Consider the following 15044-nt stretch of genomic DNA (forward strand, 5'->3'; position numbering starts at 1 on the left):
CCCCGTATCGGTGTGGTCCTGCTTTCCGGTCGGGGCCGACTATAACCCACCACCGCCCTGCTGGATGCGGAGCGGTGGGAAAAGAGAACGCGTTGTTCATTCCGGTCTCACCCAGGATTCATGCGGGTGTGCGACGATGACCGACATGAACCGGCCGCTGCTTTCCCTGTCGCTTTCTTCCCTCCGGTCGGAGAACCTTGAGTATGCCCGGGCACTGATGTCCGAGCTCACCCCGCACGGTGTGCGACCGGCGTTGCGGGTTGCCCCGCACTGTTCCCGCGACTGGGCGCTGCGCAGACATCCGGACGTGCTCGAGTTCATCCATGGCTGCCGTGAAGCGGGGGCGGAGATCGTGCTCGCCGGATTCGATGAGTCCGTCCGGGGACGCCGGTCGGAGTTCGCTGAGCTCCCTGCCCACGAGGCCCGGCTCCGGCTGACCGCCGCGTGTCGCCAGATGGCCGCGATGGATCTGACGACCGATGTCTTCTCTCCCCCCAAGTGGATCCTGTCCGATGGAACCCGGAGTGTCCTCCCGGAACTCGGCTTCACCGTTCTCTCCGATCTCAATGGGGTACAGGATCTGCGGACCGGAGCCGTCGCAGCGGTGCCCGTTCTCGCGTTCGGCGAGGGGTTTGGTGCCGCGCGGTGGTGGCGCAGAAGCGTCCGGAAGGTCGGCGCACGTCAGATAAACACCGGGCACAGCATCCGGTTGTCCACCGCTGCCTGCAGAGTGGCGGAGGACGCTGTCCGGGACAGTCTGCTCAGCGTCGTGTACGCCGCGCTCGACGCCGGCTACACTCCCGCGAACCGGATCTCGGATGTTCTGGCGGACGGGTCGATGATCTGAGCCCCGGAACAGCATGTCTGGCGCACGTCGGTCCGGTCAGCGTAGCGTTGATCCCGGATCGATACCTTTCGGGAGACCGGAGTATTTCCGGGACAAGGGGTGCCGTTTCCTGGATACGATGACGCGACGAACACGAGGAGCACTCACATGCACGGGGGCGGACGACGTTCCAGATTGCACGCGGAGAACAGCACCACCGAAGAACAGATCATCACCGAAGAACAGATCATTGAGCAGAACACCGCCTCCGTCAGGGCGGACGGGATGATTGTACGCACCGTCTGGCGCACGGACCGGGGGCCCCGACCGGGTAGCCGGGGCTGGATCCACTTTTTCGCGGCGATCCTCGCCGTGTTCTCGGGTTCCGTCCTCGCCACCTACTCCTGGATCCGACTGCCATGGTGGCAGGCGCTCGGCGTGATGGTCTACGCCGTCGGCGTCGTCATCCTCTTCGGCGTCTCTGCCGCCTATCATCTGGTCCCCTGGAAACGGGCTTCTACCGTCCTCTGGTGGCGCCGCGCCGACCACTCCACGATTGCGGTGTTCATCGCCGCGACGTACACCCCGTTCTGCCTGATCGCTCTTCCTCCGGAGACGGCCAGGTGGGTGCTCGCTGTCGCCTGGGGCGGCGCGGGTGTCTCCGTCGTGATGAACCTCGCCTGGATCCACCATCCGCGGTGGCTTGGAGTCCTGGTCTATCTCGCCCTCGGGTGGCTGATCGTTCCGGTCATCCCGCAGCTGTGGGTCGACGCGGGTGCCGCGGTGGTGTGGCTGCTGTTCGCCGGCGGACTCGTCTACACCATCGGTGCGCTGATCTACGCCTTCCAGTGGCCGGGGCGTGAGGCGCGGTGGATGGGGTACCACGAGTGGTTCCACCTAGCTACCGTCATCGCCGCGACCACGCACCTCGTCGCCGTATGGATCGTCGTCACCCAGGCCGCACCCTAGGGCCGGGAACACCGTGGCCTCAGCGCTTGATGAGCGGTAGCGGGCGATACCTCGCCCGCAACTCCCGGAGCGTCGCCGCGTGTTCGGAGAGCTGGATGTCCTCTATCGTGCGCGGCGTGAACTGCCGTGCAGGCAGGGGACTGCCGTCGATGTCGACTCCGATGTAGGTTACCGTGGCGTGGATCGCCGTTTCGAGCTTGTCCCGGCCTCCGCGCGGTGAACCGGCACGCAGATGCACCGACGTCTGCATGGAACGTGCGTCGGTACGCATCAATCGGGTGTCCACCTCGATGAGATCACCAATGTTGATCGGGCGGTAGAACCGGATACCCCCGGCGTAAACGGCGACGGTGTACTCACCCGACCACTCCATCGTGCAGGCGGTCGCCGACTCGTTGATCCACTCCATCGCGGTGCCGCCGTGCACCTTGCCGCCCCAGTTCACGTCCGTCGGCTTCGCCAGGAAGCGGGTGATCATTCGCGGGGCCTCACTCGGACCGTCGTAGGTCTGCTTGGTCATCTCCTCCTCGATGGCCTTACGCAGCTCGATGCGGGACAACGCCGCGGCATGCACCTGCTTCTCGTGCTCCGTGCCGGGCACGAACTCCGGGACCTTCTGCGACCGTCCGGTCGACGCATCCCGCGCGACGAAGATGACCAGGCAGTCACAGGCCCGGGTGTAGACACCCTCGCGGGGATCCGCGGAGAACACCTCGTTGATGATGTGCATCGAACTCCGGCCCGTCATCGCGATCCGGGAGCGAACCTCGACCATGTGGCCGGAGGGGATCGGACGGGCGAAGTGGATGTGCCCGACATACGCGGTCACGCAGTAGGCACCGGACCATGCGGTCGCACATGCGTAGGCGGCCTTGTCGATCCACTCCAGGACCCGGCCGCCGTCCACACCGTGCGCACCGGCGGTGAGGATATCCGTGGGGCTGGCCATGAAACGGAGCGTGACAGCGGGGGAGGGGTTCGGCATGGGGTGTGTTCGTCCTCGGATCGGGTGACTGGTGAGCTATCTGAACTCTAGCCAACCAACGCTGTTCGGTGGGAATGTCGTTCCGTTGGCCGGCCCGACCGGGACATTCATCCTGCCCACCGCCCGGCGGTTGCCGGGAACCGGTGGTGGATACCCCACGGGATGCGGAATTTTCGCGACAGGGAAAGACCCGAAGCGGGCGGGAACGGGCACTCCACGGGACGCAGAACCTCCCGCGGGCTAGAGTCGGGGACCATGACCAAGGCTCCCGACCCAGCAGCAGTCCACGCGGCCGTCGCCGCCTGCGCCGATTGGATCCGCAGTGACGATCCCGAGTACGGAGTCGCCCGCCCGCCCCGGACAGCCCTCGCGGACGCCGTCCGGCTCACCGCCCGGGCCTTGGCCGCAGACGCGCCGGGCAAGAGCGTCGAGGTCCGGGTCCCGCCGTTCGTCGCGGTACAGTGCGTCGAGGGACTCCGGCACACACGCGGCACCCCGCCGAACGTGGTCGAGTGCGATCCGCACAGCTGGCTCCGGCTCGCCTGCGGCCTGGTCGCCCTCGATGATCTGCGTGGCACTCCCGGTATCGAGGTCTCGGGAACCAGGGCCGACGAGATCGCCCGGTGGCTCCCGGTGCTTCACCTGTCCCGGCCGGGGGAATGAGCAGCGGTCCCGACGCCCCCGGTTATTGGGGGTTGTACCTCGCGACGGCTACCATGATGCGATGTGGCAGTCAGTGAAAAGCCGGAGATGACAGATGAGCGGCCCAGTGGAAACCGCAGGGTCGATCTCGATGACCACGGGGAGAATCCACCCCGCGAGGAATGCGGTGTATTCGGCGTGTGGGCGCCCGGCGAGGACGTCGCGAAACTCACCTACTACGGTCTCTACGCGCTCCAGCACCGCGGCCAGGAGGCCGCGGGTATCGCCGTCGGTGACGGCGACCAGATCGTCGTGTTCAAGGACCTCGGACTCGTGTCCCAGGTTTTCGACGAGCAGTCCCTCGCGGCACTCAAGGGTGATCTGGCGATCGGGCACACCCGCTACTCCACGGCGGGCGGCGCCTGCTGGGAGAATGCCCAACCGATGTTCCGCATGGCCCCGGATGACACGGACGTGGCCCTCGGTCACAACGGGAACATCGTCAACTATCTCCAGCTCCTCGATGAGGCCGCGGCGAAGAAGCTCGTCAACCCTGAGACCGCGCCGAGTGACTCCGATGTGATGACCGCGCTGCTCGCGTACCGCATCGGCTCGGGACGCACCATGCTCGACTCCGCGCGGGAACTCCTCCCTCGTATTGAGGGTGCCTTCTGCCTCGTCTTCACCGACGGCAACACCCTCTACGCGGCCCGCGACCGCAACGGGGTACGGCCGCTCTCCCTGGGACGCCTCGACAACGGCTGGGTCGTCGCCAGCGAGACCGCGGCACTTGACATCGTCGGTGCTTCCTTCGTCCGTGACATCGAACCCGGTGAGATGATCACCATCGATGCTTCTGGTGTCCGCAGTGAACACTTTGCCCCGGTGAATCACAAGGGCTGCGTGTTCGAGTACGTCTACCTCGCCCGCCCCGACTCCACGATCCGGGGCCGCAACGTCAACGCCACCCGGGTCGAGATCGGTCGACTGCTGGCCGCCGATCATCCCGCCGACGGTGCGGACATCGTCATGCCCGTTCCCGAATCCGGTACGCCGGCTGCGGTCGGGTACGCAGAAGCATCCGGCATCCCGTTTGCCCAAGGATTGATGAAGAACGCCTACGTCGGGCGAACCTTCATCCAGCCCTCCCAGACGATCCGGCAGCTCGGCATCCGGCTCAAGCTCAACCCCCTGCGCGAGGTGATCGCGGGACGTTCGCTCGTCGTCGTCGACGACTCCATCGTGCGCGGCAATACCCAGCGTGCGCTGATCCGGATGCTGCGAGAGGCCGGTGCCCGTGAGGTCCACGTTCGGATCGCGTCCCCACCCGTCAAGTGGCCCTGTTTCTACGGCATCGATTTCGCCAGTCCGGGTGAGCTCCTCGCAAACTGTGTCGAGGGCGACAACGAGAAACAGATGATCGACGCGGTGCGCACCGCGATCGGGGCGGATTCCCTCGGGTATGTCTCCGTCGAACGCATGGTGGAGGCCTCCAGACAGGACTACACCCAGCTCTGCTGTGCCTGCTTTGACGGCCACTATCCGCTCGGCATGCCCGAAGGGAACCCCAACGCGGAGCTGGTCCGCCGACTGCAGAACCCCGCGGGGGAACCGGCGTTGAACTGATCCGTGCCCCCACCCGGGGCCGGGTCCTCTACGATCGGCTCCGGAACGGTGATGCGCGTCCAGCCGGACGACGGCTTCGGGCACCGCCCGCTTCCACACACTTCCACCGAGTACGTACCTATCCCAGGAGAAGACGACGCACCATGAGCCCACACGACGAGCAAGGCGCCTCCTATGCCGCAGCCGGTGTCGACATCGCCGCCGGAGACCGGGCGGTGGAGCTCATCGCCCCGCTGGCCCGTCGAGCCACCCGGCCCGAAGTCCGCGGAGGAATCGGCGGTTTCGCCGGGCTGTTCGCCCTCGGTAAGTATGAGAACCCCCTCCTCGCCGCCGGATCGGACGGCGTGGGCACCAAGCTCGCTGTAGCTCAGGCGATGGACGTCCACGACACCATCGGCATCGACCTCGTCGCCATGTGCGTCGACGATCTGGTTGTCTGTGGAGCTGAACCGCTGTTCCTCCAGGATTACATCGCGATCGGCAAGGTCGTCCCGGAACACGTCGCCGAGATCGTCTCCGGCATCGCCGAGGGCTGTGTCCAAGCCGGATGTGCCCTACTCGGGGGTGAGACCGCGGAGCATCCCGGCGTGATGGAACCCGGACACTACGATGTCTCCGCGACCGCCGTCGGTGTCGTCGAGGCCGACCGGGTCCTCGGCCCGGAGCGAGTACGCACCGGTGACGTCGTCATCGCAATGGCCTCCTCCGGCCTGCACTCCAACGGATACTCCCTGGCGCGCCACGTCCTGCTAGAGAAGGCCGCACTCCCGCTTGACGGACACATCGAAGAACTGGGCCGCACCCTGGGCGAGGAACTACTGGAACCCACCCGTATCTATGCACGGGACTGCCTGGCCCTCGCCGCGGAATGCGACGTGCACACCTTCTGCCACGTCACCGGTGGCGGACTGGCGGGCAACCTCGCCCGTGTCATCCCCGAAGGGCTGACCGCCGAGTTGTCCCGCGGAACGTGGGCTCCGCCGCAGATCTTCCGCACCATCGCGGATCTCGGCAAGGTATCGCAGGACGAGATGGAGAAGACCTTCAACATGGGCGTCGGAATGGTTGCGGTCGTGGCCCCGCAGGACCGCGACCGCGCGCTGGCGGTGCTCACTGCCCGGCACATCGACTGCTGGGAGCTCGGCACCGTCCGCTCCCGCGGCGAGGGGGAGACCGACGCGGTGATTCTCAGGGGCAGTCACCAGTAGACCCGCGCGCGAAAGAAAACGGGCGCCCCGTGTCTTCATTCCCTGTTGAGAGAACCGGGGCGCCCGTTCTCGCCCACGCGGGGAGTCCCCGCTCGTTCAGAGAGCGGGGTGTCCACAGCCGAGGCATGAATTGATCGATTCCGCCCTCCGCGGCACCTACCGGTGTCGGGAGGGCGGAAAAGAAGAGGGGACCACCGGGGTGGTCCCGCGTCACCCGATCAGCGCCATCGGGAGGCGCTGTCATCGTCAGCGCCGTCGTCCTCGGACCAGTCGGCCCACTGGTCGTACGGATCTTCGGGTCGGTCCTCCTCGGAGTGGTGGCTCCCCTCATCCCGACCGGACAGTTCGCGCTGGAGCGAATCCAGGTCCATGTCCGGGATGTTGTACTTCAGTTGACGAGCAACCTTGGCTTGTTTTGCCTTGGCACGGCCGCGACCCATGGTCTGACCCCCTTGGAGTGATCGGGGCGCACGCGAATGCGTCGCCCCAGGGCGTGTTTCTAGTTCAGTGTATTCCTGTTAGACACAATAGCTGGAACCGGGGGATTTTTCCGCTTTTGGCCCGTGACCTCGGGTTCTCGGTAGCCCCGTTCAGGATGGTGGTGGCGGAGACGTCGCATCACCGCCACCGGTTGGCATCGTTGTCCCGGGGCCGGGGACTCAGTCCGTCAGTCCTTTGAGCCGGTTGATCGCCGCCCGCCCCGGCTGGATGCCGCGTTCGCGTTCGATAGAGTCTGGGTCGACGGACACGGCGACCCCGTCGCCCGCGGTGAGTCCCGTCGACTTCTGTGCACTGCGCTTGACCAGTGCGAGGGCGATGGGGCCGTAGTCGCAGTCGTGGACCACCGTCCCCACCCTTCCGACGGTGCGGCCCCGGTCGACCACCGGCGCCCCCGTTTCCGGCAGTTCGGGTGCGGAACCGTCGAGGTGGAGCAGCACGAGGGACCGGGGGGATCGGCCGAGATTGTGCACCCGGGAGACGGTTTCCTGCCCGCGATAGCACCCCTTCTCGAGGTGGACTGCCCCCGGATGATCCTCCGAGCCGATCCAGTGCGGGACCTCGTGCGGGATGGAGCGCGGGTCGAGGTCCGCTGCGACCTCCGGCTCGAGGGCCTTGACCCGCTCCGCCGTCCAGGCCATCAGTCCGGCGAGACGGAGCCCGCCGCCCCGCCGGGAACAGAGTTCGTCGACGACCGCGTCGAGCTGTGCCCGGGGAACCGCGATGTCCCGACGGACCGGTCCCCGCCAGTCCACGTCGCGGACGTACGCGGATTCCGGGGGCGGCGGAGGAGTGGCTCCGAGGACCGTGAGGATCCCGAGATCGGTGATCCGGATCTCCACCTCGGACCAGAACTTCATCCGTTCCAGATAGTCCACGAGCGTGTGGGCGGATGGCTCGGGCAGATCCAGGTGGAAGACGCCGTCCGTCACCGTGAGATCCGCGTGATGGAGAATCCGGCCCTGGGCGTCGAGGTTGAGCGCGGCGGCACTGTACCCGTCCGCGACGGCGTCGAGTTTCTGGGACAGCAGTTTATTCAGGTAGTCGGCGGCATCGGGGCCACCGACCGAGATGACGGTGCGGTGGGACCGGTCGACCACGACACCCGGGTCCTCCACTCCGCGCTGTTCCACCAGCGGAGCGCCATAGTGCCAGGCGACCCCCGCGGTATCCGACGCTGCATCGGGACCGAGTGCAGGTTGTGCCCCCGGTCGATTGAGGAGAACGGAGCGGTACGTGCTGTTGTCGGAGTCCACACAACGCATGCTAGTCGCTGCACCCGGTCGGGTGCCCGCAGCGGGAAACCGCCGGTTCAGCGATAGGGTGGGCACATGAGCAGCACTCGTCCCAGTCCCGTCATCCTCATCGTGGAGCCCTCTGGTGGGCCGACCCGGAGGCACAACCCCGAACTAGCGATGATCTACGCCGATGATCTCGGGGTGACCAGGGGAGACGGTATCTTCGAAACCCTCCTCGTCCGGGACGGTGCCGCCCGGAACCTGGACCGCCACATCGACCGGTTCGTCGGTTCCGCGCGGATGATCGGTCTCCCGGTGCCGGACACCGCGCAATGGTCGCAGGCGACGGCTGAGGCGGTCACCGACTGGGTGGACGCCGGTGGAGATGAGGCGGCGTGTGTGTGGACGTACACCCGCGGCCGCGAGTCGACGGGGCGCCCGACTGGTTGGATCACCGTCAAGCCCGTTGCTGAGAAGATCCTTCGGCAACGGGAGGAAGGCGTTTCCGTCCTGACGACGCCGCGCGGATACTCGGTCACAACGACGCTTCCGGTACGAGGCGCAGCCGGGGGACAGGAGCCGCCACCGTGGCTGGTGACCGGAGCGAAGACACTGAATTACGCGGCGAACATGGCGGCACTCCGGTACGCGGCGGCCAAGGGTTTCGACGACGTCATCTTCACTGACGACGGTCGTGTTCTCGAAGGGGCGACCTCGACGGTGGTCACCGTGACTGGGAGGACACTGCGTACCCCGCCCCCGGGACGGGACCTCCTGCCCGGAACCACGCAGGCTGCTCTCTTCGGCTACGCTGCGGCACACGGCTGGACGTGCCTTGAGGAGGACCTGGACGTCACCGACCTCCTGGCCGCCGACAGCGTGTGGCTGTGCAGCTCCGTACGGCTCGCAGCCCGGGTGGTTCGCATCAACGACAGGAAGCTCCCGGATACGACCGACGGGGACGTGATCCGGGAGCTGCTTACGGCCGCTCTGACCTAAAACCGGCCTCAGCCCATGAAGCGCTTGAGCTGAGCTGACATCCTGGGGTGCAGCGCACCGTCGACGAGGCGCTCGTCGACCCACCCGAGGTCGTTGTTGGGGAGCAGGCCGTAGAGACGCTTGCCGGGACCCAGCGTCGACGGGCCGGTCGCGGTCACCATGGTCGAGGCGCTCTCGAGCTGCCAGGCCCGCTCGGTGATCGGCTCCCCGTAGAGGATCTCCACGACGCCCGTGGAGTGACAGCAGATCAGCTCGATTTCATCCTTCTCGCTAATCCGGAGGAAACCGGTCTCGCGCTGGTCTGCGCCCGCCGGCGCGCCCTGATCGTCGAGCTTCCAGATCCTCGACTCATAGGAAATGTAGTTCTCGCCGTCGTGCGCGAAAGTGAGCTGCTGGCCGAAGTTGTACTGACCGTCGGTCGCGGTATCCGCCTGGCCTTCACCACGCCATACCCCGATCAACGGCAGCAGCGCCAGGAGTCCATCGTGCAGACTCGGCCCCTGCCGCAGGTTCGCGGTGTCGTCAGGCACCGGAAGATCACCGAGTCCCGGAATGTTCCGGCCCGCGGTCTGTTGCGCCTGCTCCGCGGCGAGGTTCACCGCGTCGTTTCCGTTCAGCGGTGCGCCGGGGCCAGGCTGGCCCGCCGCGGCGGCGTCAGCGGGGGTATCGGGGCGGGGTGTTTCCGGGGTGGGGTTCGTCGAGTCATCCATGGGGTACAAGCCTAGCGGCCCGGTCACCGTCGTGTCCTGCCGGTCTCCGCCGCTACCCGAGCGGCTGAACTGATTTCGCTAGGGCACCCGTCTCCGGTCCCACCGGCAGGATCGGAGTCTCACCGACCACGACGTTCCGTTGCCGGGATTCCAGGTAGATGGAACCGCCTGAACAGAAAACCTTGTCTATCCGCGTCGGCAGCGGGAGATCCTCCGTCGGGAGCCGCCAGGTGAAGATGGATCGGATCTCGTCCCCGCGGCCATCCGGGACACCGACGAGTCGGTACGGGATCATCGTTATCTCCGGGCCCTTGATGCGCAAGCGAACGTAGACCGTCACCGGCCGCTCGAATCCTGGAGGGGTACCGGTGAGCCGGGCCTCGGTGGCCGGATGCGCCGCGGGTGAGATATCGGTCGGATGGGCGATGTCCAGGTCGGTGACTCCGATCTGGGTCCCGAGGGCGACCCCGTCGAGGCGCACCGTCCTGGCTACGACTGATGCTGGGGCACCGAGGATCTCGCCGCTGAACACCTGGTCCTGGGTGAGTTCGAGATCCCGGAACTCGGTGCGAAGGTTGGCCGTCCCGATCCCCCGGACCGGGACGTCGCTTGCCTCCACGACAACCATCGGCACCGTGTGGGTGACCAGTGCCCCGAGGTAAGGCAGTCCGCCGACCGTAACCCGCGGGTTCTGATCCATCTTCTCGTCCGCGCGGATCTCAGCGGAGATCTGCCGCTCGGCATGCACCGCCGCGGCGGTGTCGACGAGCCAGGGAACGGCGAGCAGAACTACCGCAGACAGCAGCGAGAGGCGGAGAAAGGATGGTTTCACACCTCCATTGTTTACCGCACGTCGGCGCGCCGAGTTTTCACTAGCCTGGGATCCCATGGAGATCCGCACGACGACACCCACTGATCCAGCCTCCCCGACGCCCGCCCGGGAGATCCGCAGGCTCAACGCGACCGCCGCGGAACACGATGGGATTGAGCCGTTCTCGGAACAGTTCCTCCTCGGCCTCGATGACAGGGGCGACCGTGGGCACCGGCATGTGACCGCCAGGGACGGGGCAGGTGTACTCATCGGTGCCGCCGCCTATGATGGTTCTACCGCAGAACTGGTGGTGACTCCTGACCATCGCCGCAACGGCGTCGGAACCGCGCTGCTAAGGGCGCTCGCCGATACCTACGGTGCCGACACCGTCTGGGCCCACGGTAACCTACCGGTGGCAGTCTCCTGGTGTCGTGGACGGGGCCTCGAACCGGTCCGGGAACTGCTGGTGATGGCAATCGACGGCGCCCCCCTGATCGCTGCCGCAGACGTAGTGGGACGTGACGGTTTCCAGATACTCGATCTGGCTGATTCCCGCCGGCGCTACGGCGCGGAGGCCGTCGATGCCGAATGGTTGCGTGTGAACAACGAGGCATTCAGCTGGCATCCCGAGCAGGGTGGCTGGGACGCGGGACAGCTCTCCCGTGCGCAGAACACCGGTTGGTTCGATCCGCGGGGCGTCATGCTGCTCTGGAGCGGCGGCGACGACGCTGATGCCGGGAATCGGTTACCTGAGCTGGCGGGTTTCCACTGGACCAAGTGGCACGGCACGGAAGAGAAGGGGAGAAAACTCGGCGAGGTCTATGTCGTCGGCCTCGCCGACGACTACCGGGGGAAAGGGCTCGGTGGCCCGCTGATCGGTTCCGGACTCGAACATCTCGTCGACAGCGGGGCGGATGAGGTGATTCTCTACGTGGAGGCGAACAACACCGCAGCTGTATCTGCGTATCAGCGACTCGGTTTCGGCGTCTGTGAACGCCATGTCGCCTACGGCTTCCCGAACCCGGAAACAGAGGGGGTGTCGCGTTAGTGGTGAGCTGGGAATAATGGGGGCTTCCCGGGGTGGTTATCGTACCTTTCCGTCTGAATTAACCTGCTGTTCACCAACAAGGCCCGGCTGGGACACCTCCGCCCTCTAGCTTCATGGATGAGGCAAGCGGACCACACCCCCGGCCCCGTCTGGATGGTGTGGTTCATTTTTCCGCCGTGACACCACCTGTGTCGCGGCATCACCAGGGAAAGCTGCCGCGAACAGCCCAACCACACCCATGGAGGAATTCCACCGTGATCCGCACCCGTTCCCGTCGCGCCGCCCTTCTCGGCGGTATCGCCGTCGTCTCCCTCGCAGCAACCGCCTGCTCAGAGTCCGCCGACACCACCGCCACTGGCGGCGAAGGCTCCGCAGCAGTCGAGGGCCTGTCCGGCACCACCGGAACGCTGTCCGCAGAGGGCGCCTCGTCGCAGCAGAAGGCCATGGACCTCTTCGGTACCGTCTACCAGCAGCAGGTTCCCGGCGCGCAGTTCAACTACACCGCATCCGGTTCCGGCTCCGGACAGAAACAGTTCATCGCCGCTCAGGTCGCCTTCGGTGGATCCGACTCCCCGCTCTCCGATGAGCAGGTCCCGGAGGCCGCTAAGCGGTGTGGCGGCAACGAGGCATGGCACCTTCCCCTGGTCATCGGCCCGGTGGCCGTCGCCTACCACCTGGAGGGCGTCAGTGACGACATTGTCCTGTCCCCCGAGGTTATCGCCAAGATCTTCAGCGGCAAGATCAGCTCTTGGGACGATGCGGCCATCGCAGCGCTGAACGACGGCGTCGACCTCCCGGACACCCCGATCAACGTTGTGTACCGCTCTGAGGAGTCGGGCACCTCCGACAACTTCCAGAAGTTCCTGAAGGCCGCCGCCCCGGGCGAGTGGGATACCACCGGCAAGTCCTTCCCCTCCGCCACCGGTGCCGGCGCCAACGGCTCCAACGGTGTCGTGACCGAAGTTTCCAAGACCAACGGCGGCATCACCTACGTCGAGGCCGGCTTCGCCACGGAGCAGGGGCTCAGCATCGCCCAGATCGACTTCGGCGAAGGCGCTGTCGAGCTCAATGACAAGAGCGTCGGCAAGGCCCTGGACAACCTCACCTACAAGACCGAGGGCCACAACATGGTCGTCGACTCCACCAAACTGTTCGAGATGAAGACCGAGGGCGCCTACCCGCTCGTCCTGACCACCTACGAGATCGTCTGCTCCGCAGGCTACGACGAGGAGACCTCCAAGATGGTCAAGGACTTCCTCAACGTCGCCCTCAACACGCAGAACGAGCGCCTTGAGAAGCAGGGTTACATCCCGGTTTCCGGTAACTACGCCAAGAAGCTCAAGGACGCCGTCGACGCGATCCAGTAGGTCCCCCCACCTCGTGCCCCGGTATCTCCAGGGCACGAGCCCCTTTTCTCCACATCTCACGAGGACACACATCAGACATGACGAAGCCACTCTCCACATCGGGGCGTAGCCGACCGGGTACCCACGGGGACGCGGACACGGTCGAACCGACTATCGCCGACACCCCGATCGGATCCGGTAACGACAAAATCCACGCAGCAGGCACAGCACACCGGCGCAACGACCGGATCTTCAAGGGGATCGCCACCACCTCGGCGGCCACCATCACGGTCCTGATCGCGGCCATCGGCTTCTTCCTGCTCTGGCGTGCGGTCCCCGCACTGATGAACAACGCCGACGGCCTCACCGGATTCTTCACCTACGGAGGTGACTGGAACACCAGCGACACCAGCGCGATGCTGTTCGGTATCCCGAACCTCCTCGCCGTCACGGTGACCGTCTCCCTCGTCGCCCTGGCTCTCGCGATGCCCGTCGCCCTCGGCGTCGCCCTCTACCTCTCCGCCTACGCGCCCGAGCGCCTGCGGAAACCACTCGGATTCCTGGTCGATCTCCTCGCCGCGGTCCCGTCTATCGTCTACGGCCTCTGGGGGGCCGCGGTCCTCGGCCCGGCACTTGGCGGGGTGTTCGAGTGGATTAACGCCCACGCGGACAGTTTCTTCCTCTTCCGGCACTACGCTAACTCCCCGGCGTTCTCCACGTCCCGCAACGTGCTCACCGGTGGTGTCGTGCTCGCCATCATGATCCTCCCGGTCATCGCCGCAACCGCACGCGAGGTTTTCGTCCAGACCCCCGCCGGGCACAAGGAATCCGCGCTCGCCCTCGGGGCCACCCGCTGGGAAGTCGTGAAGATGACCGTCCTTCCCTTCGGTTTCTCCGGCTACATCTCCGGCTCCATGCTGGGCCTCGGGCGTGCACTCGGCGAGACGATGGCCCTCTACCTCGTCGTCTCCCCGTCCTCCGCGTTCCGTGGATCCCTGTTCGACGGCGGCACGACCTTCGCCACCGCCATCGCGAACGCCGCCCCCGAATTCAACGACAATCTCAAGGCGGGCGCGTACATCGCCGCCGGCCTGGTGCTGTTCCTCCTGACCTTCGTGGTCAACGCAGGTGCGCGCGCCGTGATCAAGAACAGGAGCATGTCCTGATGAACGCAACCTCCCTCCCCCAGGACACCGGAGCCGGGCAGGACGTCATCGGCGCCGCTCCCACCTTCCCCAAACTCTCCTCACCGCGGCGTAACGCCAACGCGATCTCCAAGTGGATCATCCGGGTCTGCATGGTCACCGCACTGATTCCCCTCGTCTGGATCCTCGCCGACGTCCTCATCAAGGGCCTGAAGGTCACCCTCACCCTCGACTGGTGGACGAAATCACAGCTCGGTGTGCTCTACACCGAGCCGGGCGGTGGCATGGTCCATGCCATCATCGGCACCCTCGTTCAGTGTGGCGTCGCCTCGGTGTTCTCCATCCCGATCGGCGTGTTCACGGCCGTTTACCTCGTCGAGTACGGTGCGAACAACCGGCTCTCGAGGATCACCACGTTCATGGTCGACATCCTCACCGGTGTCCCCTCCATCGTCGCGGCCCTGTTCATCTACTCGGTGTGGATCGCATTGTTCGGGTTCAACCGGTCCGGCTTCGCGGTCTCTCTCGCCCTCGTACTCCTCATGGTGCCTGTCGTTGTGCGGACCACCGAGGAGATGCTCCGGATCGTCCCCCAGGACCTCCGTGAGGCGTCCTACGCGCTGGGCGTCCCGCGGTGGAAGACCATCGTCAAGATCGTGCTGCCGACCGCGTGGTCCGGCATCGTCACGGGCATCATGCTCGCCATCGCCCGGATCATGGGCGAGTCCGCACCGGTCCTGATCCTCGTGGGATCGACGCAGGGCATCAACTGGGATCCGACCGGGAACTCGCAGTCCTCCCTCCCGCTGATGATGCTCGACATGTACCGTGCCGGTACCTCCCCGGCAGTCGTCGACAAGATGTGGGGAGCTGCGCTCACCCTCGTCGTCCTCATCGCGGTACTCACCATCACCGCCCGCATCCTCTCCATCCGGGTCACCGGAAAGAAGAAGTAAACCCAGCTCCGCATATCCTGGAACAGAAGGACACACA

Annotated in this window: 15 protein-coding genes; 10 read left to right on the forward strand and 5 right to left on the reverse strand. The window is 66.0% G+C overall.

Going from position 1 to position 15044, the window contains the following annotated elements; translation table 11 throughout:
• Positions 1-136: 136 nt before the first annotated feature.
• A complete protein-coding gene (locus JDV76_RS09070; protein WP_198736574.1) occupies positions 137-847 on the forward strand; it encodes a DUF2334 domain-containing protein in 711 nt (236 codons plus the stop codon).
• 264 nt (positions 848-1111) lie between these two features.
• Positions 1112-1795, forward strand: coding sequence for a PAQR family membrane homeostasis protein TrhA (gene trhA, locus JDV76_RS09075; protein ID WP_198736613.1), 684 nt, complete (start codon positions 1112-1114; stop codon positions 1793-1795).
• Between the two features lie 19 nt (positions 1796-1814).
• Here the strand turns inward: trhA and JDV76_RS09080 are convergent, their stop codons facing one another.
• Complete coding sequence (locus JDV76_RS09080; RefSeq protein WP_198736575.1) at positions 1815-2780, reverse strand: acyl-CoA thioesterase; 966 nt, start codon at positions 2778-2780, stop codon at positions 1815-1817.
• 255 nt (positions 2781-3035) lie between these two features.
• Here JDV76_RS09080 and JDV76_RS09085 point away from each other — a divergent pair, with 255 nt between their 5' ends.
• The 3 genes from JDV76_RS09085 to purM all read left to right on the forward strand — a co-directional run bounded on the left by JDV76_RS09085 (position 3036) and on the right by purM (position 6256).
• Positions 3036-3443, forward strand: coding sequence for a sterol carrier family protein (locus JDV76_RS09085; protein ID WP_198736576.1), 408 nt, complete (start codon positions 3036-3038; stop codon positions 3441-3443).
• A gap of 87 nt (positions 3444-3530) precedes the next feature.
• Positions 3531-5048, forward strand: a complete 1518-nt coding sequence (purF, locus tag JDV76_RS09090) for an amidophosphoribosyltransferase (protein WP_198736614.1) — start codon at positions 3531-3533, stop codon at positions 5046-5048.
• A gap of 143 nt (positions 5049-5191) precedes the next feature.
• On the forward strand, positions 5192-6256 hold the full coding sequence (gene purM, locus JDV76_RS09095; protein WP_198736577.1) for a phosphoribosylformylglycinamidine cyclo-ligase: 1065 nt from the start codon (positions 5192-5194) through the stop codon (positions 6254-6256).
• 218 nt (positions 6257-6474) lie between these two features.
• Here purM and JDV76_RS09100 read toward each other — a convergent pair whose 3' ends face one another.
• Together JDV76_RS09100 and ygfZ are read right to left on the reverse strand one after the other, a co-directional pair.
• Positions 6475-6696, reverse strand: a complete 222-nt coding sequence (locus tag JDV76_RS09100; protein WP_198736578.1) for a DUF3073 domain-containing protein — start codon at positions 6694-6696, stop codon at positions 6475-6477.
• Between the two features lie 219 nt (positions 6697-6915).
• Complete coding sequence (gene ygfZ / locus JDV76_RS09105) at positions 6916-8010, reverse strand: CAF17-like 4Fe-4S cluster assembly/insertion protein YgfZ (protein WP_248141069.1); 1095 nt, start codon at positions 8008-8010, stop codon at positions 6916-6918.
• A 75-nt stretch (positions 8011-8085) separates the two neighbouring features.
• Here ygfZ and JDV76_RS09110 point away from each other — a divergent pair, with 75 nt between their 5' ends.
• Positions 8086-8991 (forward strand): aminodeoxychorismate lyase, encoded by a 906-nt coding sequence (locus JDV76_RS09110; RefSeq protein ID WP_198736580.1) that lies wholly within the window; start codon positions 8086-8088, stop codon positions 8989-8991.
• An 8-nt stretch (positions 8992-8999) separates the two neighbouring features.
• Here JDV76_RS09110 and JDV76_RS09115 read toward each other — a convergent pair whose 3' ends face one another.
• A complete protein-coding gene (locus JDV76_RS09115; RefSeq protein ID WP_198736581.1) occupies positions 9000-9701 on the reverse strand; it encodes a heme-binding beta-barrel domain-containing protein in 702 nt (233 codons plus the stop codon).
• A 52-nt stretch (positions 9702-9753) separates the two neighbouring features.
• Positions 9754-10533: an LmeA family phospholipid-binding protein gene (locus JDV76_RS09120; protein WP_198736582.1), complete on the reverse strand. Its 780-nt coding sequence runs from the start codon at positions 10531-10533 to the stop codon at positions 9754-9756.
• Positions 10534-10588: 55 nt separating this feature from the next.
• Between JDV76_RS09120 and mshD the strand changes: the two genes are divergently transcribed.
• The 4 genes from mshD to pstA all read left to right on the forward strand — a co-directional run bounded on the left by mshD (position 10589) and on the right by pstA (position 15007).
• Positions 10589-11560 (forward strand): mycothiol synthase, encoded by a 972-nt coding sequence (gene mshD / locus JDV76_RS09125; protein WP_198736583.1) that lies wholly within the window; start codon positions 10589-10591, stop codon positions 11558-11560.
• A gap of 254 nt (positions 11561-11814) precedes the next feature.
• Positions 11815-12927, forward strand: coding sequence for a phosphate ABC transporter substrate-binding protein PstS (gene pstS, locus JDV76_RS09130; protein WP_248141071.1), 1113 nt, complete (start codon positions 11815-11817; stop codon positions 12925-12927).
• 77 nt (positions 12928-13004) lie between these two features.
• Positions 13005-14072, forward strand: coding sequence for a phosphate ABC transporter permease subunit PstC (pstC, locus tag JDV76_RS09135; protein WP_198736585.1), 1068 nt, complete (start codon positions 13005-13007; stop codon positions 14070-14072).
• Positions 14072-15007, forward strand: coding sequence for a phosphate ABC transporter permease PstA (pstA, locus tag JDV76_RS09140; RefSeq protein WP_198736586.1), 936 nt, complete (start codon positions 14072-14074; stop codon positions 15005-15007). Before pstC ends, pstA begins: the two co-directional genes overlap by 1 nt.
• Positions 15008-15044 lie beyond the last annotated feature (37 nt).

It is taken from the genome of Corynebacterium marambiense (assembly GCF_016342275.1).
Classification (GTDB): Bacteria; Actinomycetota; Actinomycetes; order Mycobacteriales; family Mycobacteriaceae; genus Corynebacterium; species Corynebacterium marambiense.